Here is a 24,235-nt window from a genome sequence, read left to right on the forward strand (position 1 = left end):
CGGCGGTGCAACAGGAGGCGTCATGCGATCCATCAACGGCACCGGCCTCATCGTCGCGGGGCTCGTCGCGACGCTGGCCGCGCTGCTCTTCCCGCTCTGGTCGTACGAGGACAGGTCGGGCACCGCCCTGGACAGACTCGACGCGGAGACCGTCTCGACGGAGTTCGGCCCGCTCTCCGCGCTCGACCGCGACTTCATCACCAAGGTGCGGCTCGCGGGCCTCTGGGAGCTCCCGGCCGGACAGCAGGCCGAGGCACGCGGCACCACCAAGGCCGTCCAGACCGCGGGCGAGCACCTCGTCGAGGGCCATACGTTCCTGGACGCGCGGGTGCGCGAGGTGGCGACGCAGCTCAATCTCGAGCTGCCCAATCAGCCGACCTCGCAGCAGCGGGGCTGGCTCGACGAGATGAGCGACGCGCACGGCGCCGCGTACGACGAGAAGTTCGCCAACATCCTGCGCGCCGCCCACGGCAAGGTCTTCTCGGTGGTCGCCGAGGTCCGCGCGACCACCCGCAACTCGCTGGTGCGCACGCTCGCCGACGACGCCAACACGACGGTCCTCGACCACATCACGGTCCTGGAGGGCACGGGCCTCGTCGACTTCGACGACCTGGCGCGCGACGCGGCGTCGGGGGCCCCCGCCCCGGTGACCCGCTCCCCCGCGCCGCCTGGCCCGACCGCGTCCCCGGATCCGGCGACCCCGGTCTCCCCCTCCCCCACATTCCCGCTGCCCCCGCCGGCGTCCCGCCCCAAGCCCACGGAGACGGAGTCGGAGTCGGCGCAGCCCAAGGAGGACAGGGCGGACAAGAGGGATGAGGAGAGCGAGGGGAAGGAAAAGGAGAACGACAAAGAGAAGGACAAAGAGAAGGACAAGCCCCGCAGCAAAGCGGAACGTTACGTACCCGCGATCCCCCGTCCGCATGCTGAATAACCCATGGCGCTGCCCCCGCTCCCTCGCATAAAACACCGGCATGTTCTGGCTTCCGCTCCTTCTCGTGGCCTGGGTCGCGACGGGCCTTTCCTGCGCGCGGCTGTGCCTCACGGCGTACCGCACCGCCCCGCACGGGGCGGTCCCGGGGCACCGCCATGAACTGACGCTCTACGAAGCCGCGTTCCTCTCCGGCGGCCCCGCGCGCGTCACCGACCTCACCCTGGTGTCGATGGCCCGCACCCGGCGGCTGCTGCTCGCGCACACCGGCTGGGCGACCGTCGTCGACCCGGTGTGCGGCGACGACATGGAGCGCTCCGTGCTCGGCGCGATAGGTCCCGACGGACAGTCGCCGATAGCGCCGGTGCGCCGGGCCGCGGCGGGCACCGACGCGATGCGCGCCCTCGCGGACCGCCTGGTCGCCGCGGGCCTCGCCCTGCCGGACGGCGTCTGGTCGGGCGTCGCGGGAGCGGTCCGGCAGGTGCGGGCGGCCACCGTGGCGGTGGTCGCGCTGGGGGCCGTCGCCCTGCTGATGCCCGTCCAGGAGCCGCCGGGAGAGGTGCCCGTGGCGCTCTGGTTCGCGCTGCCCCTGGTCCTGAACGCGAGCTGCCTCGCCGTCGCCCGCTTCGAGATCCACCCCTACCCCCGATGGGCGTCGCCCGCGGGCCAGCTCCTCCTGAGCGCGCTCCCGGCGCGCGGCGGCTCCGACCTCACCGCCGTGGCCGTACGCGGCACGCGCGCGCTCGCCGACCCGGAGCTGCGTGCGGCGTTCGCACACCGGGACGCGGCGCATCGGGGTCATTGAGCCCGACACGCCCGACACCGGCAGGGCGGTGCTTTACTTCGCCATTTACCGAACGAATCATCCCTTTATTCGAGCAATGCACGGCCGAATGAAGGATGAAGAGCGATGAGAGCAGCAGCCGCCCTCTACGGAACCGCCGGATCCCTGGTCCTGACCGCACTCGTCGCCGCCCCCACGGGAAGCGCGTCCGCGGCCGACACCTCCCCCTACCCGGAGGCGCACGGCACCCTCGTCGCCGCCCAGCGCGCCACGGCGGCCGGTGTCCGCTTCGGCGCCTGCCCCGCCGCGGAGAACCTTCCCCCCTCGATCAGGTGCGGCACCGTCACGGTGCCGCTCGACTACGCCCGCCCGGACGGCAAGCAGATCAAGCTGACCGTCAGCCGCACCAAGGCCACGAGGAAGGCCGAGCCGCGACGGGGCAAGGCCGTCAAGCGCCAGGGCGCCCTCGTGTTCAACCCGGGCGGTCCCGGCGGGTCCGGCATGTACTTCCCGATGGTCGGCATGCTCCCCGAGTGGAAGCGCATCGCGGCGGCGTACGACCTCGTGGGCTATGCCCCGCGCGGGGTCGGCCGCTCGGCCCCGATCTCCTGCCAGGACCCCAAGAAGTTCGCCAAGGCGCCCACGCAGTCGCCGACCCACCCCGACGCCGCGTACAAGCTGAAGCGCATCAAGCAGGCGAAGGCGTACGCGGAGGGCTGCGTCGAGCGCTCCGGGAAGGCCGTGCAGCACTACTCGACCTTGAACAACGCCCGTGACCTGGATGTGCTGCGGGCGGCGCTCGGCGAGAAGAAGCTGACCTTCATGGGCGCCTCGTACGGCACCTACTTCGGCGCCGTGTACGCCTCGCTCTTCCCCTCCCACGTACGCCGCATGGTGTTCGACTCGGCGGTCAACCCCGACCCCGCGCAGATCTGGTACCGCAACAACCTCGACCAGTCCGCGGCCTTCGAGCACCGCTGGGGCGACTTCCGCACGTGGGTGGCCAAGCACGACAAGACGTACCACCTGGGCAAGACACCCGAAGCGGTCCTGCGCAGCTACGAGAAGGTGCGCGACAAGCTGGCGGCCAAGCCCGCGGGCGGCAAGGTCGGCCCCGGCCAGCTCCAGTCGGCGTACCTCCAGGCCGGGTACTACGACGACTACTGGCCGACGCGCGCCTCGGCGCTCTCCGCGTACCTGAAGGGCAATCCGAAGCCGCTGATCGAGCAGGCCGCGCCCGAGCCGAAGGCAGCCAAGGAGCAGGAGAACGGCAACGCGGTCTACACCGCGGTCGAGTGCAACGACGCGCCCTGGCCGACGGACTTCGGGACCTGGAACCGCGACAACTCGCGCCTGGCGCGCAGCGCTCCCTTCGAGACCTGGGACAACGCCTGGATGAACCTGCCGTGCGCCTACTGGCCCGCGCCCCGGCAGCGTCCCGTCGACGTCGGCACCGACAAGGGCGAGCTGCCCCCGACGCTGATCCTGGCCGCCGAGCGTGACGCGGCGACCCCGTACACGGGCGCCATGGAGCTGCACCGGAGGCTGGGTGACTCGGTCCTGGTGACCGAGCGGGACGCGGGCACGCACGGCATCGGCGGCGGCCCCAACAAGTGCGTCAACGGCCACATGGAGGCCTACCTCCTGGAGGGCAGGCTCCCCGTGCGGCGCGCGGCGTGCGCACCGCACAAGGAGCCCGAGCCGCTGTCCGGCACGCGGGCGGCGGCTCTCCCCAAGGAGCACTAGCTACAAGGCGGACAGCCGCTCCAGCGGGAACGGCGGCTGGGCCAGCGGGCGCACCGCGAGCCGCGTCAGCGGCAGGGCGTTGTCGTCGCCCGCCGTGCGGTTGGCGTGCAGGACGCCGCAGTGGGTGCAGCGGTGGACGAGGACCCACTCGCCGTCTCCGCGTACGGAGATGGCGAGGGGTTCCATCCGGGCTCCGCAGTCCGCGTCCCGGTCGCCCGGGGTGTCGTCGAGGTGACGGCTCCACAGGCAGTTGGGACAGTGGTTGCGGTGGTCGGTGCCGGGGGCGGTCATCGAGACGTCGAGACCGCACTGGAGGCAGCGGAAGGACTGGGCGCGCGCTTCAGTGCGGGCCCGCCGTGAGGTGTTGCGGGACATGGTGAGGATGACTCCTGAGCTGTGCGGAAGGGGATGACTCCGAGCTGTTCCGCAGGGCCCTGGGCATACATTCACCGTCTCTCTGTCCTTGGCTTCGACCTCTCGATGAAACCCGCACCGGACGGACGCGGCAACCGAATTAACTAGGCGAGGCCCGCCACGAGGTCGGCCACGGACTTGCGGCGGCCGGTGTAGAACGGCACCTCTTCGCGGACGTGCATGCGGGCCTCGGAGGCGCGCAGGTGCCGCATGAGGTCGACGATGCGGTAGAGCTCGTCGGCCTCGAAGGCAAGGAGCCACTCGTAGTCGCCGAGCGAGAACGAGGCGACCGTGTTGGCGCGCACGTCGGGGTAGCCGCGGGCCATCATGCCGTGGTCCTTGAGCATGCGGCGACGGTCCTCGTCGGGCAGCAGGTACCAGTCGTAGGAGCGCACGAAGGGGTAGACGCTGATGTAGTTGCGCGGCGTCTCGTCGGCCAGGAAGGCCGGGATGTGCGACTTGTTGAACTCGGCGGGGCGGTGCAGCGCCATGTTCGACCAGACCGGCTCCAGGGCGCGGCCCAGCTTGGTGCGGCGGAAGAGGTTGTAGGCCTCCTGCAGCTCGTCGGCCGTCTCGGCGTGCCACCAGATCATGACGTCGGCGTCGGCGCGCAGCCCCGACACGTCGTACGTGCCGCGGACGGTGATGTCCTTGGCGGCGAGCTGGTCGAAGAGCTCCTGGACCTCGTCGGCGTAGCCGGCGCGGTCCTCGGGGAGCAGGTCGCGCAGCTTGAAGACGGACCACAGCGTGTAGCGGATGACCTCGTTGAGGTCCTTGGCCTTCTTGCCCGCGTTCGGGCTCTTGGCGGGGGCGTCGTCACTCATGGCCCTATTCTCCTCCGCCGCCGTGCAGGCTCTGCACCGGGTTGGCGGTGAGCTCCTGCACACCGGCCAGGTCGCCGCCCAGCTGGTCGACGGCGGCGTAGGCGCTCGCGATGCACGCGGGGATGCCCACGCCGTCGTACGCGGCTCCGCACACGGCGAGGCCGGGCAGCTTGCTCACGTGCTCGCGGACGCGGGCCACGCGCGCGTGGTGGCCGACGGGGTACTGCGGCAGGCCGTCGTGCCAGCGGGTGACGCGGGTGGCGACGGGCTCGGCCTCCAGTCCGGTGGCCGCGCGCAGGTCGCGCCGGGACAGCGCGATGAGGTCGGCGTCCTCGCGCCTCAGGACCGCGGTTTCGCCGTACCGTCCCACCGAGGTGCGCAGGACCAGCAGGTCGGGGTCCTCCTCGGCGATCCAGCCCCACTTGCGGGAGGCGAACGTGGACGCCTTGATGGTGTGTCCGTCGACGGGCGGCACGAGGAAACCGCTGCCTTCGGGGAGGTCGGTCTCGCTGCGGCGGTAGGCGAGGGTCATCAGGGCCATGGAGGCGTACTCGACGCCTGCGAGCTCGGCCGCCGCGGCGGGCGCCTCGACGCCGAGCAGCGCGGCGGCGGCGTACGCAGGCACGGCGACGACGACGGCCTCGGCGTCGATGGTCTGCTCCGCGGTGCTCACCTGCCAGCCCTCCGGGGTGCGCCGCAGCTCGGTGACGGGCGCCCCGGTGCGGATCTCACCGCCACGCGCGCGTACCGAATCGGCAACGGCGAGCGGGAGTTGGCCGACGCCGCCCTCGATGCCCATGAAGACGGGGCCGGTCTGCTGGTTCTTCGCGGCGCGGGCCTGGATGGCGCGTACGCCCTCGGTGAGCGAGGTGTGCGCGCGGGCGGCCTCGAAGAGCTGCGGGACCGCCGAGCGCATCGAGATGCGGTAGGCGTCCCCCGCGTACACCCCGCCCAGGAGCGGCTCCACGAGGCGGTCGACGACCTCGCGGCCCAGGCGCGCCGCGACGTACTCACCGACCGCGACGTCGTCCCCGACCTCGGTGGGCGGCAGTTCACGGTCCTGCTCGATGCGGTGGAGCCCCTCGTCGGAGAGCACTCCGGAGAGGGCCGACGCGTCGCCGGGTACGCCCATGACGTGCCCCTTGGGCATCGGCCGCAGGGCCCCGCGGGTCCAGATCGCGGCGGTCGCGGTGGCGGGTGGCTGCAACCGGTCGGCGAGGCCCACCTCGCGGGCGAGGGCGACGGCTTCCGGGCGGCGGGCCAGCATCGACTCGGCGCCGAGGTCGACGCGGACGCCCTCGATCTCGCCGGAGAGCAGCTTGCCGCCGAGCCGGTCGGAGGCCTCCAGGACGGTCACGCGGGACCCGGTGTCGAGCAATCGGTGGGCGGCGGCCAGCCCGGCGATCCCGCCACCGATGACAACGACATGACCCGTACGTGTGTCCGTTTCGCGCATGCCTCCACTCTACGAGGCGGCCACTTCGCGTCGGACGAGTCCCGACCGTGACCCCATCGGGACCGGTCGGCAACCACCGTTTCGCCTCTCCCCGGCGTCAAAGGAGCAGACAACGGAGCACCAGTCACCACGATCCTCGGGGGGTACGTCGAGATGCACGCGTCCAGCACGTCCAGGCACCGCACCGTCCAGGCACTCTCGGCCGTCCTGCTCGCGGTCGCCCTCGCGCTCACCGGGTGCAGCGCGGGCGGCGACAGCGGCGACAGCGGCGGTGACAGCGACAAGGCCGCGGCCGGCAGCAAGGACGACAAGGGGATGGGCGGCGGCAGCCGGGCGGATCAGTCCGGCAAGAAGAAGCCCCCCGAGCTCACCGGTACGCACATCATCCGCACCGCCACCCTGACCGTCCGCGTCAAGGACGTGCCGAAGGCCCTGGACGAGGCGCGCGCGGCGGCCACCGACGCGGGCGGCGTCGTCGGCGACGAGACCACGGACCGCGACGGCCGCGGCCACGAGCGCTCCCGCATCGTGCTGCGCGTCCCGCAGGACCGGTACGACGAGGTCCTCACGTCCCTGGAGGGCACGGGCAAGCTGATCGAGCGGAAGGCCAAGGCGCAGGACGTCACCGACCAGGTCGTCGACGTGGAGAGCCGCATCAAGTCGCAGCGGGCGAGCGTGGCGCGCGTGCGGGAGCTGATGGACAAGGCGACGAAGCTGAGCGATGTCGTCACCCTGGAAGGGGAGTTGAGCAGCCGTCAGTCCGAACTGGAGGCGCTGCTCGCGCGGCAGTCCTCGCTCAAGGACCGTACGAGCATGTCGACGATCACGCTCTCGCTGAGCGAGACGGCCGTGAAGAAGGCGGCCGCGGACGACGACGACCCGACGTTCGTGGACGCGCTGTCCGGCGGCTGGAACGCGTTCGTGACGATGCTGCGGTGGCTCGCGGTCGCCATCGGCGCGATCCTGCCGTTCGCGGCGGTGGCGGTGCTGCTGTTCCTGCTGTGGCGGCGCCTCGTGCGGACCCGGCTGCCGCGCAGGCCCTCGGTGGCGACGGCCCCCGCGGTGCCTGCGGCGCCGACGGCCGCGCAGGCACCGGCGCGCGAGGGCGACGACGACTAGCGGTCCGTCAACTGCCGCCGCGTCGTAGCGTGTCCGTATGAGTAGCGCGAGAGAGCGACTGGTGGTCATCGGGGGTGACGCGGCGGGCATGTCCGCCGCGTCACAGGCACGCAGGCTCAAGGGCCCGGACGAGCTGGAGATCGTCGCGTTCGAACGCGGCCACTTCACCTCGTACTCGGCCTGCGGCATCCCCTACTGGGTCGGCGGCGACGTCCCTTCGCGGGACGAGCTGATCGCGCGTACGCCCGAGGAGCACCGGGAGCGCGACATCGACCTCCGGATGCGTACGGAGGTCGAGGAGATCGACGTCGAGGGCGGCCGGGTCCGCACCCGGGACCTGGAGTCGGGGGCCGAGGGCTGGACGTCGTACGACAAGCTCGTGATCGGCACCGGGGCCCGTCCTGTCCGCCCGTCCCTGCCCGGCATCGACGCCCCCGGCGTGCACGGCGTGCAGACCCTGGACGACGGCCAGGCGCTCCTGGACACGCTGGCCCGCACGCCGGGCCGCAGGGCGGTCGTCATCGGCGCGGGCTACATCGGCGTCGAGATGGCCGAGGCGCTGATCCAGCGCCGCTACGAGGTCACGGTGGTCAACCGCGGCACGGAGCCGATGTCGACGCTCGACCCGGACATGGGCCGCCTCGTCCATGACGCGATGTCCGGCATGGGCATCGAGATGGTCAACGGCGCCGAGGTCACCAAGATCCTCACCGGTGACGACGGCCGGGTCAGGGCGGTGGCCACCGAGGACGCGGAGTATCCGGCGGACGTGGTGGTGCTCGGCATCGGCGTGCGCCCCGAGACAGGTCTCGCGGAGGCCGCGGGGCTGCCGCTGGGCAAGCACGGCGGGCTGCTCACGGATCTCGCGATGCGGGTGCGGGGGCACGAGAACATCTGGGCGGGCGGTGACTGCGTCGAGGTCCTCGACCTGGTCTCGGGGCGCGAGCGCCACATCGCGCTCGGCACCCACGCCAACAAGCACGGCCAGGTCATCGGCTCGAACGTGGGCGGGAGTTACGCGACGTTCCCCGGTGTCGTCGGCACGGCCGTCAGCAAGGTCTGCGACCTGGAGATCGCCCGTACGGGCCTGCGCGAGAAGGAGGCACGGGCGGCAGGGCTTCAGTACACGACGGTGACCATTGAGTCGACGAGCCGTGCCGGCTATTACCCCGGCGCGGCCGTGATGACCGTGAAGATGCTCGCCGAGCGCCTCACGGGACGGCTGCTCGGCGTGCAGATCGTCGGCCGCGAGGGCGCGGCCAAGCGCGTCGACATCGCGGCCGTGGCCCTGACGGCCCGGATGACGGTGGACCAGATGACCGCGCTCGACCTCGGCTACGCACCGCCGTTCTCACCGGTGTGGGACCCGGTTCTGGTGGCGGCGCGCAAGGCGGTCGCGGCGGTGCGGAGCACTCCGTAGGCATCGCGGTGATGGATCTGCGGGCCGGTGGGGGCCGGTCGCGCAGCTCCCCGCGCCCCTTACGGGGCGGGACCCTCGCGAGACCTGCTCCTCTCCCTCGCCTCACGCGTCACATTCAGGCGAGATTTTCAGCCAACTACGAACGGGTTGCGCACCGGTTGCGAACCGGCTCCGTCAGCGCGCGGTCCGCGTGTGGACGTGCTCCACGAGACGCGTCAGCGCCTCGGGGTCCGTGGACGGCAGGACACCGTGGCCGAGGTTGAAGATGTGCCCTTCGAGCCCGGCCGCGGCGTCCAGGACCTCGTCCGTCTTGGCCTCGATCGCCTCCCGCGTGGAGAAGAGGACGGCCGGGTCGAGATTGCCCTGGAGCGCCTTGCCGGGACCGACCCTGCGGACCGCCTCGTCCATCGGGACCCGCCAGTCGACGCCCATCACGTCGGCGCCCGCCTCGCCCATCAGACCGAGCAGTTCGCCCGTGCCGACACCGAAGTGGATGCGCGGCACGCCGTACGAGGCCACGGCGTCGAAGACCTTCTGCGACGCGGGCATCACGGAGCGCCGGTAGTCGGCGGGGGCCAGCGCGCCCACCCACGAGTCGAAGAGCTGCACGGCGCTCGCGCCCGCCTCGATCTGCACCTTCAGGAAGGCGCCGGTGATCTCCGCGAGCCGGTCGAGCAGATCGGCCCACAGCTGCGGGTCGCCGTACATGAGCGCCTTGGTGTGCTCGTGATTACGGCTCGGACCGCCCTCGACCAGGTAACTCGCGAGAGTGAAAGGCGCACCGGCGAATCCGATGAGCGGGGTCGACCCCAGCTCGGCCGTCAGCATGCCGATCGCCTGCGTCACGTAGCTCACGTCGTCCGGCGTCAGGTCCCGCAGCTGGGCGAGGTCGGCGCGCGAGCGGATGGGGTTGGCGACGACCGGACCGATGCCCGGCTTGATGTCGAGGTCGATGCCAATGGCCTTGAGGGGCACGACGATGTCGCTGAAGTAGATCGCGGCGTCGACCTTGTGGCGGCGCACGGGCTGCAGCGTGATCTCCGTGACCAGCTCAGGCATCATGCAGGACTCCAGCATGGCCGTGCCCTCGCGCACCTTGCGGTACTCGGGCAGTGAGCGCCCCGCCTGCCGCATGAACCAGACCGGCGTGTGCGGCACGGGCTCGCGCCTGCAGGCCTTCATGAAAGCGGAGTCGTACGTCGCTGGGTTCTGGCCCGCAGGGCTGTTGTTGGCACTCACGCGGAAAGTCTCGCACGGGCCGGTGCGCCCCCTGTCCTGAGGGACACCCTGCCTTGACCGGGGTGCCTCTCACGGGTGTCTCTCCCTGCGCGAAGCCGCCGTTCCCCTTAATCTTCCCCGCATGGCTGCGGCTCAAGGACAACGGTCGGACGGCGCTGGCGAGATGGAAAGTACGGAGGGGAAGGTGGCGGAATCGACTCCGTTGCCCTTTCGCGCGGCGGTCGACGCGCTGCGCGGGGCACGGCTTCGGCCCGAGATCGAGATCGACCCGACGCGGGCTCCGCAGCGGCTGGCCCCCTATGCGTACGCGCTGGAAGCGGCGGTGGTCGAGGGCGACGAGGACCTCGCGGACGGGCGCCTGGTCCTGCTGCACGATCCGGACGGGCACGACGCGTGGCAGGGCACCTTCCGCCTCGTCACGCTCGTCCGCGCGGAGCTGGAGCCGGAGATGGCGGCGGACCCGCTGCTTCCGGAGGTCTGCTGGTCCTGGCTGACGGGCGCCCTCCAGGCGCGCGGCCTGGCCTGCGGGGAGCCGAGCGGCACCGTCACGCGCGCGGGTTCGCACTACTTCGGTGGGCTCTCCGAGCGGCCGCCCGCGTCGCAGATCGAGATCCGGGCGTCGTGGACGCCGCGCGAGGGGCGCGGCGGGGTGCCGGACACGGCGGCGCATCTCGCGGCGTGGTGCGATCTGCTCTGCCAGATCGCGGGGCTGCCGCCGGTGAACCAGGGGCACGGCGAAGGGCCAGGGGCCGGGTCCGGGTCCGTGGTGTCGCTGCCGCAGCGACGGGGGCCGCAGACGCCGTGACCGACGGCGGGACCGGACGGGAACGGACGAGACCGGACGGGGCGTCGACGGAGCGTTGACGGGACCGAACGGTCATGCGGATGAGCGATTCTGAACGACTCCGATTCGGGTCGATCTTCGGATGATCGATCACATGTCCGAATGGTCCGAATTGTTACTCACCAAATCGTGATCATTCTCTAAAGGCGGGCGGGTTTGGTGCCGAAGAGGTTGGTGACCTTGAAAGCACGGTTCGTCCCGGCTTCATCCCCGAGCCGGTTCAGTCCCGCACCCCAGGAGGCCTAGGTGTCCGTTCTCCTCGAGCAGCCCGCAAGCCTGGTCGCCTACCGCCCGAACAAGCCGACCGCCATGGTCGTCGTGGCCGACCCCCGCGTACGCTCCACCGTCACCCGCCACCTGTGGGCCCTCGGTGTACGCGATGTGATCGAGGCCTCGTCGATCGCGGAGGCTCGTCCCCGCATCGGCAACCCCCGTGACATCTGCGTCGCAGATGTCCACCTCCCCGACGGCTCCGGCCTGACGCTCCTCTCAGAAACCCGCGCGGCGGGCTGGCCGAACGGCCTCGCCCTCTCCGCCGCCGATGACATCGGCGCCGTACGCAACGCCCTCGCGGGCGGCGTCAAGGGCTACGTCGTCACCGGCACCCGCAACAATGTCGGTCTCCCCACCCGTCCCGGCGCCGCGCCCATCGGCTCGGCCGCCGCCCGAATGCACCGCCGCCCGCCCGGCGCCCCGAGCCACCCCGGTGGCTACCGCGAGCTCTCCGGCCGCGAGGTGGAGGTTCTCCGCCTGGTCGCGGAGGGCCAGTCGAACAAGGCCATCGGCGTCTCGATGGGGCTCTCGGCACTGACCGTGAAGAGCCACCTCGCCCGGATCGCACGCAAGCTCGGCACGGGTGACCGGGCCGGGATGGTAGCGGTGGCCCTGCGCACCGGAATCATCCACTGACTCATTTACACCCCTCGTGCGCCCGTCGACGGAACGTTCCGTCGACGGGCGCTGTGCATACACAGATACCCTTGACAGGTGACCGACGCCCAAGAGACCGCAGCAGACAGCTCACTGCGAACCACCGGAGGCGGCCCTCCGGACGACGTCGAAACGGCGCCGATCCCTTTGGACGAGCCGCGTGATGGCATTCCTCCGGTGGTCGCCGACGAGACCGCCCTCGCAGAGGTGATCGCCGCTTTCGCGGCAGGCAGTGGCCCCGTGGCCGTGGACGCCGAACGTGCGTCCGGCTATCGGTACGGCCAGCGCGCCTATCTCGTGCAGCTGCGCCGTGAAGGCGCGGGCAGCACCTTGATCGACCCCGTGGCCTGCCCCGACCTGTCGGGGCTCGGCGAGGCGATCGCCGGCGCGGAGTGGGTGCTGCACGCCGCCACGCAGGACCTGCCCTGCCTCCGCGAAATAGGCATGATCCCCACCAGCATCTTCGACACCGAACTCGCCGGGCGCCTCGCCGGTTTCCCCCGGGTCGGCCTCGGCGCGATGGTCGAGGGCGTACTCGGCTTCGTCCTGGAGAAGGGCCACTCGGCGGTCGACTGGTCGACGCGCCCACTGCCCGACCCCTGGCTTCGCTACGCGGCGCTCGACGTCGAGCTGCTCGTGGACCTGCGGGACGCCCTGGAGAAGGAGCTCGACCGGCAGGGCAAGCTGGAGTGGGCCCGCGAGGAGTTCGACGCGATCTCCTCCGCTCCGCCGGCTCCGCCGCGCAAGGACCCCTGGCGGCGCACGTCCGGCATGCACAAGGTGCGGCGCCGTCGTCAGATGGCGGTCGTACGTGAGCTGTGGACCGCCCGTGACAAGGTGGCCCAGCGGCGTGACGTGTCGCCGGGCAAGGTCCTCAGTGACGGCGCGATCGTGGAGGCGGCGCTGGGGCTGCCCCCGAACGTGCACGCGCTCGCCGGGCTCACCGGCTTCGGGCATCGCATGGGCCGCCGTCAGCTTGAGCAGTGGCAGGCCGCGGTGGACCGGGCCAAGGCCCTGCCCGACTCCGAGCTTCCGCAGCCGGGGGCGGCCGTGTCGGGGCCCCCGCCGCCCCGCTCCTGGGCGGACCGCGACCCGGCCGCCGCGGCGCGCCTCTCCGCGGCGCGGGCGGCTGTCTCGGCGCTGGCCGAGGAGCTGAACATGCCTCAGGAGAACCTGATCACTCCGGACACGGTACGGAGGGTGTGCTGGGAGCCGCCGGCTCAGGTGGACGCGGATTCTGTGGCGGGAGCGTTGGCCGCGCACGGTGCGCGGCGGTGGCAGATCTCCCAGGTAACGCCGGCCCTGGTCACGGCCCTGACGGCCTCACCCGAGTAACGCCCCTCGCCTGACGGCCCCTCTCCCACCCACCCGTTCACCCCGCAGTGCGGGGCGAGGGGGCGGGTGGGTGATTCACACGGCGGGGCAAGTGGGCGCCCCGCCGCTCCGCGACGAACGCCTCCCACCCACCCACCCGATCACCCCGCAGCACAGGGGCAACGGAGCAAGCGGGCAACTCCCACTGCAGGCAAGTGGGGCGGCTCCTGTCCCGCCGCTTCGCGACGGATGTCTCCCTCCCACCCACCCGATTACCCCGCAGTGCGGGGTGAGTGAGTAGGTACGTGGGTGCGCCCCCTACGGTCCCCGGCGGGTGCCGGGCCATCGGGTGGGTGGGAGGGAAATAACCGCCGCGGAAGCGGACCACCGAGCAGCGCAGAACACACCGGCTCACGCCCCCGGGCGGATGCCGGGTGATCGGGTGGGTGGGCGGGGAAGCATTCGCCGCGCAGCGGCGGCACAGCAGGCGCCCCACCGACCAGCAGGGGTACACGCACCGGTGGTCCCCGGCAGCTGCCGGGTGATCGGGCGGGTGGGTGGGAGGCATCCGCCGCGCAGCGGTGGGACAGGAGGCGCCCCCACCGGCCAGCAGGAGCGCACGCACCGGTTCCAGTCCTACGGTCCCGGACGGATGCCGGGCGATCGGGCGGGTGGGTGGGGAAGCATCCGCCGCGCAGCGGCGGGACAAGTGGCGCCCCCACCGGCCGAGTGGGGCCACCGCACCGGCCCCGCCCCACCCCAGGCGCCCCCGCCCGAACAATGTGACCTTCGCCTCCCCGAGCCGGGACTGGGCAGCATAGTTACCGGCAAGTAGCATGGAACCCGGAAGCGCGCCGGCAGGCGCACCCGCACCCTGGAGGAGAGCCATCGTGCCTCGTACCGTCAGGGACGTCGTCTTCGTTGATGGCGTCCGCACCCCGTTCGGCAAGGCGGGCCCGAAGGGCATCTACCACGAGACCCGTGCGGATGACCTCATCGTGAAGGCCATCCGGGAGCTGCTCCGCCGCAACCCGGCCCTCGACCCCGCCAAGATCGACGAGGTCGCCATCGCCGCGACCACGCAGATCGGCGACCAGGGCCTGACGCTGGGCCGCACCGCCGGGATCCTGGCGGGCCTGCCCCAGTCCGTGCCCGGGTACTCCATCGACCGCATGTGTGCGGGCGCCCTGACCGCCGTGACGGCGACCGCGGGCTCCATCGCGTTCGGCGCGTACGACGCCGTCATCGCCGGTGGTGTCGAGCACATGGGCCGCCACCCCATGGGCGAGGGCGTCGACCCGAACCCGCGGTTCGTGAGCGAGAAGCTCGTCGACGAGTCCGCCCTCTTCATGGGCATGACCGCCGAGAACCTGCACGACCGGTATCCCACGATCACCAAGCAGCGTGCCGACGAGTACGCCGTGCGCTCGCAGGAGAAGGCCGCCAAGGCTTACTCCAACGGCAAGATCCAGCAGGACCTCGTGCCCGTCTCCGTACGGCGGACGAACGAGGAGGCCGGTGAGACCGGCTGGGGCCTCGCCACCGCCGACGAGCCGATGCGTCCGGGGACCACCCTGGAGAGCCTCGCCGGGCTGAAGACGCCGTTCCGTACGCACGGTCGCGTCACCGCAGGCAACGCCGCGGGCCTCAACGACGGCGCCACGGCGTCGATCATCGCCTCCGAGGACTTCGCCCGCGAGAACAACCTGCCGGTCAAGATGCGGCTCGTCTCGTACTCCTTCGCCGGTGTCGAGCCCGAGGTCATGGGCTACGGGCCCATCCCCGCCACGGAGAAGGCGCTCGCCCAGGCGGGCCTGTCCATCTCCGACATCGGTCTCTTCGAGATCAATGAGGCCTTCGCCGTGCAGGTGCTCGCCTTCCTGGAGCACTACGGCATCGCGGACGACGACACCCGCGTGAACCAGTACGGCGGCGCCATCGCCTACGGCCACCCCCTCGCCTCCTCCGGCGTGCGTCTGATGACGCAGCTGGCGCGGCAGTTCGAGGAGCAGCCGGACGTCCGCTACGGCCTGACGACGATGTGCGTCGGCTTCGGCATGGGCGCCACCGTCATCTGGGAGAACCCGAACCACAAGGACGCCGGAGGCGACAAGTGAGCAGCTCCACCAGCTCCACCACCGAGCTTCTGAAGGGTGCGGCCGAGCTGTTCCCCGACGAGGTCGTGACGCAGGCGCACGTACGCCACCTCGACCTGCCCGCGGGCGCCGGGCGCTTCGCGCTCATCACGCTCGACAACGGCTTCGACCACACCAAGCCGACCACCTTCGGCCCCGGCTCGCTCGCGAACCTGAACGCCGCGATCGACCAGGTCGAGAAGGAGGCGGCCGAGGGCACGATCGTCGGTGTCGGTGTCACCGGCAAGCCGTTCATCTTCGCCGTCGGCGCCGACCTCAAGGGCGTCGAGATCCTGAAGCGGCATGAAGACGCGCTCGCCATCGGCAAGGGCGGCCACGAGGTCTTCAAGCGGCTCTCCGGGCTCGCCGTGCCGACCTTCGCGTACTACAACGGCGCTGCCATGGGCGGCGGTGTCGAGGTCGGTCTGCACTGCTCGTACCGCACCGTCTCCAAGGCGCTTCCGGCCTTCTCGCTGCCCGAGGTCTTCCTCGGTCTCGTACCGGGCTGGGGCGGCTGCGCGCTGCTTCCGAACCTGATCGGCGCCGACAAGGCCGTCTCGGTCATCATCGAGAACTCGCTCAACCAGAACCGCCAGCTCAAGGGCAAGCAGGTCTTCGAGCTCGGCATCGCCGACGCGCTCTTCGAGGGCGCGGACTTCCTGGAGCAGTCGCTGATCTGGACGGCCTCCGTCCTGAACGGCTCGCTCACGGTCGAGCGCCCCGAGATCGACCGCGGCGAGGCCTGGGACGCCGCCGTGGCGCGTGGCCGTGGCATCGCCGACTCCAAGGTGCACGGTGCGGCCCCGGCCGCCTACCGCGCCCTGGAGATCATCGCGGCCGCCAAGGACGGCGACCTGCAGAAGGGCTTCGACGCCGAGGACACGGCGCTCGCCGACCTCATCATGGGCGGCGAACTGCGCAGCGGCATCTACGCGTTCAACCTCGTCCAGAAGCGCGCCAAGCGCCCGGCGGGTGCCCCGGACAAGAACCTGGCGCGCCCGGTCACCAAGGTCGGCGTCGTCGGCGCCGGTCTGATGGCCTCGCAGCTCGCGCTGCTCTTCCTGCGCCGCCTCGAGGTGCCGGTCGTCCTGACCGACATCGACCAGGCGCGCGTCGACAAGGGTGTGGGCTACGTCCACGAGGAGATCGACAAGCTCCTCCTCAAGGGCCGCGTCAACCAGGACAAGGCGAACCGCCTCAAGGGCCTGGTCTCCGGTGTCCTGGACAAGGCCGAGGGCTTCTCCGACGCCGACTTCATCATCGAGGCCGTCTTCGAGGAGATCGGCGTCAAGCAGCAGGTGTTCGCCGAGGTCGAGGCCGTCGCTCCGGCGCACGCGATCTTCGCCACGAACACCTCCTCGCTCTCGGTCTCCGAGATGGCGTCGAAGCTGAAGCACCCCGAGCGGGTCGTCGGCTTCCACTTCTTCAACCCCGTCGCGATCCTCCCGCTCCTGGAGATCGTGCGCGGCGAGCAGACGGACGACGCCTCGCTGGCCACGGCCTTCGGTGTCGCCAAGAAGCTGAAGAAGACCGCGGTCCTGGTGAAGGACGCCCCGGCGTTCGTCGTGAACCGCATCCTCACCCGCTTCATGGGCGAGATCCAGAACGTCATCGACGAGGGCACCCCGGTCGCCGTCGCCGAGAAGGCCGTCGAGCCGCTCGGCCTGCCGATGTCGCCGCTGGTGCTCCTCGAGCTGGTCGGTCCCGCCATCGGTCTGCACGTGTCGGAGACCCTGAACCGCGCCTTCCCGGAGCGCTTCACGGTGTCGCCGAACCTCGCCGCCGTCGTCAAGGCCGGCAAGCGCGGCTTCTACGTCTACGACTCCGGCAAGCCGGAGCTGGACCCCGAGGTCGCCGCGCTCCTCAAGCAGGGCGACACCGTCCTGACCGAGGAGCAGACCCGCGACCGCGTCCTGGACGCGGTGGCGCAGGAGATCGGCCTGATGCTCGACGAGGGCGTCGTCGCCGAGGCGCAGGACATCGACCTGTGCCTGATCACGGGCGCCGGCTGGCCCTTCCACCTGGGCGGCGTCACACCGTACCTGGACCGTGCCGGTGTCAGCGAGCGCGTCAACGGCAAGCGGTTCCTGGCGCCGGGCGTGGCCAGCGTTCCCGCGTAGCACCTCCGCATACGGGCGATGCCCGGCCGGCCTCCTGGCCTGCCGGGCATCGCCCGTTTCGCACGCTTGCCGCCCAGGCCCGCTACACCCGCGTCCACGCGTCAAGGGCGAGGCCCGACTCCGCCTTCTGGCGCGCGAGCCGCAGCGTCCCGTCGAGGCCGATCGTCGCCATGACCACGCGGCCCTGTGCGTCCAGCGCCAGCGCCGGGGAACCCAGACAGGGGTCGCCCGTCCCCGCCCACCAGACGCCCGCCTTCTCGTCCTCCGTCGGGTGGGCCGCTATCACCGGGCGCCCGTCCTGGCCCCGGTGGGCGAGGACCGTGCAGTCGTGGCCCTCTATCGTCGCGCGCAGGGCGGCCGTGGGGCCCGCCTCGGGGGTTCCGCCGAGGGGCCGCAGGTCCTCGTCGTCGCCGCGGTGGGCCAGGACTCCCTTGCCGCGGGCGTCGGCGGCGTAGTACGTGAGGCGGTCAGGGGCCGTCTCCAGGGCCGTGCCCGAGCCGGTGGCCGGGGGCAGCGGGATGTCGTCGGTGCGCTGGAACTCGGCGCCCTGCTTGTCCTGGGTCCAGTGCAGCGTCTTGTTCTCCGCCGGGCCGAAGACCTCGATGCGGCCCGTGGAGGTGGCGACCGCCGTGATGCCGTCGAGGACCTCGCGGACCTTGAGGTCCTTCCACCCCTCCCACTTGCCGCCCTTGCCCTCGCGCCGCAGCCGGACGCTGTTCACCGCGTCCCGTACGAAGACGTGGACCGTCCCTGCGGCGTCCACCGCGGCGGTCGGCGCACCCAGGTGCGGGGCGCGCTCGACGAGCTTGGTGTGCGGATTGCCGAGCGAGCGCCAGTCCATGAGCGGCCTGCCCGACTGGTACTGAACGGCGTGCACGACGTCGACCTCCGTGCCGCCGCCCTCCTTGGGAAGCTTCCGCAGCGCGACGAAGTGCACGTACCCGTCGGCCCCCTGGGCCAGGGTCAGGTGGGTCAGGTGCGGCGCCTCGAAGAGCTCGGGGCCCGTCCAGTCCGGGCCGCCGGGGCGGGTCTCCGTCCAGCGCAGCAGGCCGTCCGCCGAGCGGGCGTACGCGGTGAGCCTGTCGTCCTTGCCGCGCAGCAGCCAGCGGCCGGTGGCGAGGGTGCCGGTCGCGACGTGGCCGGCGGCGGCGGCCGTCGGGCGGGACGGCTCCCGCTCGGGCCTGGGGGCGGACCTCAGCGGCATGACTCTGCGCCGACCTTCCTACGAGCGTGCGTCTTCTCCGGCCCACCAAGTCTACGTTTGGCGCACAGCTCTCCCGTCCGGGCCTCGGCCCCGGTGTGCCAGGGTGACGCCATGAGAACTCTCCTCGTCGTCGACGCCGCCAATGTCGTCGGCTCGGTCCCCGACGGCTGGTGGCGCGACCGGCACGGGGCGGCCGAGCGGCTGCGGGACCGGCTCGTCCCGTACGCCGACGCGGGTCTCCCGGGCCTTCCGGGGCCGCTCGACGTCACCCTCGTGGTCGAGGGCGCGGCCCGCGGCGTGGAGTCCGTCGAAGGGGTACGCGTGGTCTCCGCGCCCGGCAGCGGGGACGACCGCATCGTGGAGCTGGTCGCCGAGGCCGCGCCGCAGCCGTGCGTCGTCGTCACCGCCGACCGCGAACTGCGCCGCCGCGTCGGCGAGTTGAACGCCGAGTGCCTGGGGCCGCGCTCCGTGCGTCAGCCCGGGGCCGAGCGCGAGTAGATCACCGCGCCCTCCACCGTGCCCACCGGCTGGTACCCCGCGGCGAGGATCCGCCGCAGCGAGGGGACCCGCTGCGGCGCGAAGGGCTTGCCCCGGGAGTCGTCCACGATCAGCGCGGGCGGACCGGCCGCGAGCTCGCCGCGGAAGACCGGCCAGGCTCCGTCCACCGCGTACTTCTCCCCCACCTGAGGCCCGTCGCGGCCCCCGCTGTAGTTGGTCAGGAGCCCCGCCGTGAGGTAGCGGCTCGCGGGGGCGCGGTCGGCGAGCCAGTACGTCTCGGGGTGCATGCCCCACACCAGCACGCGGTCCCCGGGTGACGTGCGGGCCCTGACCTCCCCCGCGATCCGCTCCGCGTGCGCCAGTTCGGGGCGCGGTGCGAGCATCCCCCAGGCCAGGAACAGCGCGCACGCCCCGGCCGAGACCGACACCGCCGTCAGGGTGCGCTCCCGGGGCAGGATCTGGAGTGCGGCGGCGCCCAACAGGGCCAGGGGCGGCGTCAGTTGGAGGTAGTAGTGCCCGAAGAAGTGGAAGCCGACGAGGACCGCGCCCGCCGATGAGGCGAGCCAGAGCCACAGCTCCGTCGCACCGGTGCGGGCGATGCGCAGGACCCGTACGACCGGCGGGATGATCCCCGCGCAGGCCGCCGCGAGGATCGCCGCGTTGGTCAACCCCCGCGACAGCACGTGGAGTTCGGACCCGGTGAAGGAGGCGTACGCGCCCGATCCCGTCACCGTCCAGAACAGGAATCCCGCCGGATTCGTGACCGCGGCCACCACGAGGACCGGCCCGAAGAGTCCGACTCCCAGGCGCAGTACGTCCCTTCGGGAGCCGCCCGCCTGCCACAGCAGCCACGCCACCGGCACCAGGACCGCTCCCCCGGTCTGCTTGGCCAGGAAGGCGCAGGCCACCGCGGCGCCCGCCGCCCTCCAGCGGCGGCGGTCCGCGCACCATATGGCGGCCGCCGTGCAGGGCAGCATGAAGACCTCGAAGGTGGCCGCCTGGGCGTCCTCGGGGTTCAGGCCGACCGAGACGAGGAGGTACAGCACGCCCGCCGTACGGCCCGCGCCGTCGCCCCAGCGGCGCCGGGCGACGCACACGAGGAGGACGGCGGTCAGGAGCTGGGCCGCCACCGCGAGCACCTTCAGCGGGAGCAGCGTCGCATCGCCGAAGAGCGCGAACGCCCCCTCGTACAGCCAGGGGACGAGCGGCGGCTTGCGGTCGACGACCGTCTCGTAGAGCTCTCCCCCGTCCGCCAGCATCCGTGCCTGGACGGCGAGATACCCCTCGTCCGGGCTCCACAGCGGCCACCGGAAGGAGGGGATCCGGGTGACGCAGGCCAGGGCCGCGAGGAGGGGGAGCAGGCGCGGCCAGTACCGCGCGGAGGGCGCCGGGGCCTGTTCCGTACGCGGGCGCGGCGGCCCGAGCGTGCGTACGGAGCGTAGTGATGCGGAGGGCTCGGCGAGCATGGGGAGCACGCTATCCGGCCCCGCAGTCCCCCATTGATCGGGACATACGGGGCCGGATGATTGGCCGGAAGTGACCGATTCAGCTACTCGGTGTCACCGGTCGGGGTCGCCTGCTTCTCTCGCCGGCCCAGCAGGCTGTGCGAACGCCCGTAGACGAAGTAGACGACGAAGCCGAGCGCCATCCAGACGCCGAACCGCAGCCAGGTCTCGGCCGGCAGGTTCAGCATCAGCCACACCGAGGCCGCCACCGACAGGATCGGCACCAGCGGCACCAGCGGGGTGCGGAAGGCGCGGGGCAGGTCCGGGCGGGTGCGGCGCAGGATGATGACGCTCAGGGCGACCACGACGAAGGCGAAGAGCGTGCCGATGTTCACCAGCTCGGCGAGTTCGTCGAGGCTGGTGAAGCCCGCGAGGATCGCGATGAGGACACCGAGCAGGATGGTCGGCCGGTGCGGCGTCCGGTACTTCGGGTGGACGTGGGAGAAGAACCGGGGCAGCAGTCCGTCGCGGCTCATCGCGAAGAAGACGCGGGTCTGGCCGAGCAGCAGGATCATGCAGACGGTGGTGAGGCCGACGGCGGCGCCGAAGCTGATGATGCCCCCGTAGAAGGGATGCCCGGTGGCCTTGAAGGCGTCGGCGAGCGGGGCGTCCACGGACAGCTCGCTGTAGTGCTGCATGCCCGTGACCACGATCGACACGGCGACGTACAGGACCGTGCAGATGAGGAGCGAGCCGAGGATGCCGCGCGGCATGTCCCGCTGCGGCATCTTGGTCTCCTCGGCCGCGGTGGCCACGATGTCGAAGCCGATGAAGGCGAAGAAGACGATGGAGGCGGCGGTGAAGATGCCGAGGACGCCGAAGTTGGTGGGCGCGTACCCGAACATCAGCTGGATGAGCGGGGAATCGATGCTGTTGCCCGCGGTCACCTCCTCCGCCTTCGGGATGAACGGCTTGTAGTTGTCGGAGTCGATGAAGAAGGAGCCCGCGATGATGACGATGAGGACGACGGCCACCTTGATGGCGACGATGACCGTGGTGACGCGGGCCGAGAGCTTCATGCCGAGGACGAGGACGACCGTGAGGACAAGGACCAGGGCCGTGGCGAGGATGTCGAAGCTGAAGCCCTCTGCGGCATCGGGCCCGGAGAGCGATTCGGGCAGATGCCAGCCCGCGTTGTCCATCAGCGAGCGGACGTAGCCGGACCAGCCGACGGCGACCACCGCCGTGCCGAGGGCGAATTCCAGGACCAGGTCCCAGCCGATGGTCCAGGCGGGCAGCTCGCCGAGGGAGGCGTACGAGAAGGTGTACGCCGATCCGGCCACCGGCACGGTGGAGGCGAACTCCGCGTAGCAGAGCGCCGCGAGGGCGCAGACGACGCCGGCGACGGCGAAGGCGATCGCGGTGGCGGGCCCCGCGGTCTCCTTGGCCACCGCTCCGGTCAGCACGAAGATGCCGGTGCCGATGACGACGCCGACGCCGAAGACCGTGAGATCGAGGGCGGACAGCGACTTCTTGAGCGCGTGCTCGGGCTCCTCGGTGTCCTGGATGGACTGCTCGATGCTCTTCGTTCTGAAAAGACTGCTTGCCACGGACCTACCTCCACGCTTGTCGTCCCCGACATGATCGAGAGGGCGAGTACCCCGTAGGCCCCGGCGCGAGCCTATTCACGCGAATGGGCCGGTTCCACCACCCGTACAGGGTGCTGAAACCGGCCCATCGGCGGTGCATGTTGACTCAGTCGCGCGCGGGCTCCCCCGCCTCGACGGAGTCCACGGCCGCCGTGCGCTCGAACCGGCCGTCCAGCTTGGCGACCAGGCCGGTCACCTGACGGGCGATGTCCGGGGCCGTCAGGCCGATCTCGGCCATGATCTCCTTGCGCGACGCGTGGTCGAGGAAGCGCGGCGGGATGCCGAAGTCGCGCAGCGGCACGTCGACACCCGCGTCGCGCAGGGCCTGGGCGACGGCCGACCCGACGCCGCCGGCGCGGGAGTTGTCCTCGACGGTGACGACCACGCGGTGCTGCTCGGCGAGCGGGGCGAGGGCCTCGTCGACGGGCTTGACCCAGCGGGGGTCGACGACCGTCGTCGTGATGCCCTGCTTGTTCAGGAGGTCCGCGATCTCCAGGCACATGGGCGCGAGCGCGCCCACGGAGACCAGGAGCACGTCGGGGCGGTTCGTGCCCGCCTTGCGCAGGACGTCCATGCCGCCGACCTTGCCGACGGCCTTGACCGCCGGGCCGACCGCGCCCTTCGAGTAGCGCACGACGGTCGGGGCGTCCGTGACCTCGACGGCCTCGCGCAGCTGGAGGCGGACCTGGTCGGCGTCGCGCGGGGCGGCGATCCGCAGGGTCGGCACGCACTGGAGGATCGACATGTCCCACATGCCGTTGTGCGAGGCGCCGTCCGTGCCGGTGACGCCGGCGCGGTCCAGGACGAAGGTGACGCCGCACTTGTGCAGGGCCACGTCCATCAGGAGCTGGTCGAAGGCGCGGTTGAGGAACGTCGCGTACACGGCGAAGACGGGGTGCAGGCCGCCGGTGGCCAGGCCCGCCGCCGACACGGCCGCGTGCTGCTCGGCGATGCCCACGTCGTAGACCCGGTCGGGGAACTCCTCGGCGAACTTCTTCAGGCCCACCGGCTGGAGCATGGCGGCGGTGATCGCGACGATGTCCTCGCGCTCCCGGCCGAGCTTGACCATCTCCTCGCCGAAGACGGACGTCCAGTCCATGCCGGAGGCGGCGATGGGCAGGCCCGTGTCGGGGTGGATCGGGCCGATGCCGTGGAAGTGGTCCGCCTCGTCCTGCTCGGCGGGCTTGTAGCCGCGGCCCTTCTCGGTGATGCAGTGCACGATGACCGGGCCGCCGAAGCGCTTGGCGCGCACCAGGGCGGACTCCAGGGCCTCGATGTCGTGGCCGTCGATCGGGCCGACGTACTTCAGGCCGAGGTCCTCGAACATGCCCTGCGGGGCGATGAAGTCCTTCAGGCCCTTCTTCGCGCCGTGCAGCGTCTCGTAGAGGGGCTTGCCGACGACCGGGGTGCGCTCCAGGAGGTCCTTGCCGCGGGCCAGGAAGCGCTCGTAGCCGTCGGTGGTGCGCAGGGTCGCCAGGTGGTTCGCGAGGCCGCCGATGGTCGGGGCGTACGAACGCTCGTTGTCGTTGACGACGATCACCAGGGGGCGGTCCTTGGCGGCGGCGATGTTGTTCAGCGCCTCCCAGGCCATGCCGCCGGTGAGCGCGCCGTCACCGATGACGGCGACGACGTGGTCGTCCTTGCCCTGCACCTCGTTGGCCTTGGCGAGGCCGTCGGCCCAGCCGAGGACCGTCGACGCGTGCGAGTTCTCGATCACGTCGTGCTCGGACTCGGCGCGCGCGGGGTAGCCGGAGAGGCCGCCCTTGGTGCGCAGCTTGGCGAAGTCCTGGCGGCCGGTGAGCAGCTTGTGCACGTAGCTCTGGTGGCCGGTGTCGAAGAGCACCTTGTCCTGCGGGGACTCGAAGACGCGGTGCATGGCGATCGTGAGCTCGACCACGCCGAGGTTGGGGCCGAGGTGGCCGCCTGTCTTGGACACTGCGTCGACGAGGAAGGCGCGGATCTCGCCGGCCAGCTGGTTCAGCTCCTCCAGGCTGAGCCGGTCCAGATCGCGCGGTCCCCTGATGCGGGTCAGCAGCGGCACCCGTGCCTCCTTGCAGTAGAGCTGTTCAAGCGTTGACCGGATTGTTGCCGGGCCTGTTGAGTCTAATGTTCCGTCGCTGAGGACGGCGTCCGGGCCGGATGTTCCGTGTCACGCGAACGGGCGTA

General features: G+C 71.5%; 18 protein-coding genes and 1 pseudogene. 11 read left to right on the top strand and 8 right to left on the bottom strand.

Annotation, left to right across the window (positions count from 1 at the left end; all coding sequences use genetic code 11):
* Positions 1-22: 22 nt before the first annotated feature.
* From ABZ833_RS28210 to ABZ833_RS28220, 3 genes and pseudogenes are all read left to right on the top strand, one after another.
* Positions 23-757: pseudogene (locus tag ABZ833_RS28210) on the top strand (DUF4142 domain-containing protein); the annotation flags it as partial.
* Positions 758-971: 214 nt separating this feature from the next.
* On the top strand, positions 972-1,733 hold the full coding sequence (locus tag ABZ833_RS28215; protein WP_361051911.1) for a TIGR04222 domain-containing membrane protein: 762 nt from the start codon (positions 972-974) through the stop codon (positions 1,731-1,733).
* A 105-nt stretch (positions 1,734-1,838) separates the two neighbouring features.
* Positions 1,839-3,458 (top strand): alpha/beta hydrolase, encoded by a 1,620-nt coding sequence (locus ABZ833_RS28220; protein ID WP_361051914.1) that lies wholly within the window; start codon positions 1,839-1,841, stop codon positions 3,456-3,458.
* Here ABZ833_RS28220 and ABZ833_RS28225 read toward each other — a convergent pair whose 3' ends face one another.
* The 3 genes from ABZ833_RS28225 to hemG form a co-directional block, all read right to left on the bottom strand.
* Entirely contained in the window at positions 3,459-3,833 is a 375-nt protein-coding gene (locus tag ABZ833_RS28225; protein WP_249587133.1) for an RNHCP domain-containing protein, read from the bottom strand.
* 143 nt (positions 3,834-3,976) lie between these two features.
* Complete coding sequence (hemQ, locus tag ABZ833_RS28230) at positions 3,977-4,696, bottom strand: hydrogen peroxide-dependent heme synthase (protein ID WP_351158322.1); 720 nt, start codon at positions 4,694-4,696, stop codon at positions 3,977-3,979.
* A 4-nt stretch (positions 4,697-4,700) separates the two neighbouring features.
* Positions 4,701-6,152: a protoporphyrinogen oxidase gene (hemG, locus tag ABZ833_RS28235; RefSeq protein WP_361051917.1), complete on the bottom strand. Its 1,452-nt coding sequence runs from the start codon at positions 6,150-6,152 to the stop codon at positions 4,701-4,703.
* Between the two features lie 153 nt (positions 6,153-6,305).
* Between hemG and ABZ833_RS28240 the strand changes: the two genes are divergently transcribed.
* A complete protein-coding gene (locus ABZ833_RS28240) occupies positions 6,306-7,271 on the top strand; it encodes a DUF4349 domain-containing protein (protein WP_361051920.1) in 966 nt (321 codons plus the stop codon).
* Between the two features lie 37 nt (positions 7,272-7,308).
* Positions 7,309-8,691 (top strand): FAD-dependent oxidoreductase, encoded by a 1,383-nt coding sequence (locus ABZ833_RS28245; protein ID WP_361051923.1) that lies wholly within the window; start codon positions 7,309-7,311, stop codon positions 8,689-8,691.
* Between the two features lie 174 nt (positions 8,692-8,865).
* Here ABZ833_RS28245 and hemE read toward each other — a convergent pair whose 3' ends face one another.
* A complete protein-coding gene (hemE, locus tag ABZ833_RS28250) occupies positions 8,866-9,930 on the bottom strand; it encodes a uroporphyrinogen decarboxylase (RefSeq protein WP_249587138.1) in 1,065 nt (354 codons plus the stop codon).
* A 121-nt stretch (positions 9,931-10,051) separates the two neighbouring features.
* Here hemE and ABZ833_RS28255 point away from each other — a divergent pair, with 121 nt between their 5' ends.
* The 5 genes from ABZ833_RS28255 to ABZ833_RS28275 all read left to right on the top strand — a co-directional run bounded on the left by ABZ833_RS28255 (position 10,052) and on the right by ABZ833_RS28275 (position 17,273).
* Positions 10,052-10,735, top strand: coding sequence for a DUF3000 domain-containing protein (locus tag ABZ833_RS28255; RefSeq protein WP_361051926.1), 684 nt, complete (start codon positions 10,052-10,054; stop codon positions 10,733-10,735).
* Positions 10,736-11,020: 285 nt separating this feature from the next.
* Positions 11,021-11,683 (top strand): response regulator transcription factor, encoded by a 663-nt coding sequence (locus ABZ833_RS28260; protein WP_160507754.1) that lies wholly within the window; start codon positions 11,021-11,023, stop codon positions 11,681-11,683.
* A gap of 78 nt (positions 11,684-11,761) precedes the next feature.
* On the top strand, positions 11,762-13,039 hold the full coding sequence (locus ABZ833_RS28265) for a ribonuclease D (RefSeq protein WP_361051929.1): 1,278 nt from the start codon (positions 11,762-11,764) through the stop codon (positions 13,037-13,039).
* 869 nt (positions 13,040-13,908) lie between these two features.
* On the top strand, positions 13,909-15,135 hold the full coding sequence (locus tag ABZ833_RS28270; RefSeq protein ID WP_361051932.1) for an acetyl-CoA C-acyltransferase: 1,227 nt from the start codon (positions 13,909-13,911) through the stop codon (positions 15,133-15,135).
* Complete coding sequence (locus ABZ833_RS28275; protein ID WP_361051935.1) at positions 15,132-17,273, top strand: 3-hydroxyacyl-CoA dehydrogenase NAD-binding domain-containing protein; 2,142 nt, start codon at positions 15,132-15,134, stop codon at positions 17,271-17,273. The genes ABZ833_RS28270 and ABZ833_RS28275 overlap by 4 nt, the downstream gene beginning before the upstream one ends.
* A gap of 82 nt (positions 17,274-17,355) precedes the next feature.
* Here ABZ833_RS28275 and ABZ833_RS28280 read toward each other — a convergent pair whose 3' ends face one another.
* Positions 17,356-18,477, bottom strand: a complete 1,122-nt coding sequence (locus ABZ833_RS28280; RefSeq protein ID WP_361051938.1) for a hypothetical protein — start codon at positions 18,475-18,477, stop codon at positions 17,356-17,358.
* A gap of 111 nt (positions 18,478-18,588) precedes the next feature.
* On the opposite strand from ABZ833_RS28280, the gene ABZ833_RS28285 reads away from it, so the two are divergent.
* Positions 18,589-18,975, top strand: coding sequence for an NTP pyrophosphohydrolase (locus tag ABZ833_RS28285; RefSeq protein WP_361051941.1), 387 nt, complete (start codon positions 18,589-18,591; stop codon positions 18,973-18,975).
* Here the strand turns inward: ABZ833_RS28285 and ABZ833_RS28290 are convergent.
* The 3 genes from ABZ833_RS28290 to dxs all read right to left on the bottom strand — a co-directional run bounded on the left by ABZ833_RS28290 (position 18,951) and on the right by dxs (position 24,110).
* Positions 18,951-20,441 carry a glycosyltransferase family 39 protein gene (locus tag ABZ833_RS28290; protein ID WP_361051944.1) on the bottom strand — a complete coding sequence of 497 codons (1,491 nt, stop codon included), beginning with the start codon at positions 20,439-20,441 and terminating at the stop codon, positions 18,951-18,953. The genes ABZ833_RS28285 and ABZ833_RS28290 overlap by 25 nt on opposite strands.
* Positions 20,442-20,524: 83 nt before the next feature.
* On the bottom strand, positions 20,525-22,030 hold the full coding sequence (locus ABZ833_RS28295) for an amino acid permease (RefSeq protein WP_361051947.1): 1,506 nt from the start codon (positions 22,028-22,030) through the stop codon (positions 20,525-20,527).
* A gap of 145 nt (positions 22,031-22,175) precedes the next feature.
* Complete coding sequence (gene dxs, locus ABZ833_RS28300) at positions 22,176-24,110, bottom strand: 1-deoxy-D-xylulose-5-phosphate synthase (RefSeq protein WP_361051950.1); 1,935 nt, start codon at positions 24,108-24,110, stop codon at positions 22,176-22,178.
* Between the last annotated feature and the right edge of the window lie 125 nt (positions 24,111-24,235).

This window comes from Streptomyces sp. NPDC047525, assembly GCF_040643025.1.
Classification (GTDB): Bacteria; Actinomycetota; Actinomycetes; order Streptomycetales; family Streptomycetaceae; genus Streptomyces; species Streptomyces durmitorensis.

Coding starts and splice junctions, on each gene's coding strand:
- ABZ833_RS28215 (WP_361051911.1), top strand. CDS start 972: ATGTTCTGGCTTCCGCTCCTTCTCGTGGCCTGGGTCGCGACGGGCCTT.
- ABZ833_RS28220 (WP_361051914.1), top strand. CDS start 1,839: ATGAGAGCAGCAGCCGCCCTCTACGGAACCGCCGGATCCCTGGTCCTG.
- ABZ833_RS28225 (WP_249587133.1), bottom strand. CDS start 3,833: ATGTCCCGCAACACCTCACGGCGGGCCCGCACTGAAGCGCGCGCCCAG.
- hemQ (WP_351158322.1), bottom strand. CDS start 4,696: ATGAGTGACGACGCCCCCGCCAAGAGCCCGAACGCGGGCAAGAAGGCC.
- hemG (WP_361051917.1), bottom strand. CDS start 6,152: ATGCGCGAAACGGACACACGTACGGGTCATGTCGTTGTCATCGGTGGC.
- ABZ833_RS28240 (WP_361051920.1), top strand. CDS start 6,306: ATGCACGCGTCCAGCACGTCCAGGCACCGCACCGTCCAGGCACTCTCG.
- ABZ833_RS28245 (WP_361051923.1), top strand. CDS start 7,309: ATGAGTAGCGCGAGAGAGCGACTGGTGGTCATCGGGGGTGACGCGGCG.
- ABZ833_RS28255 (WP_361051926.1), top strand. CDS start 10,052: ATGGCTGCGGCTCAAGGACAACGGTCGGACGGCGCTGGCGAGATGGAA.
- ABZ833_RS28280 (WP_361051938.1), bottom strand. CDS start 18,477: ATGCCGCTGAGGTCCGCCCCCAGGCCCGAGCGGGAGCCGTCCCGCCCG.
- ABZ833_RS28285 (WP_361051941.1), top strand. CDS start 18,589: ATGAGAACTCTCCTCGTCGTCGACGCCGCCAATGTCGTCGGCTCGGTC.
- ABZ833_RS28290 (WP_361051944.1), bottom strand. CDS start 20,441: ATGCTCGCCGAGCCCTCCGCATCACTACGCTCCGTACGCACGCTCGGG.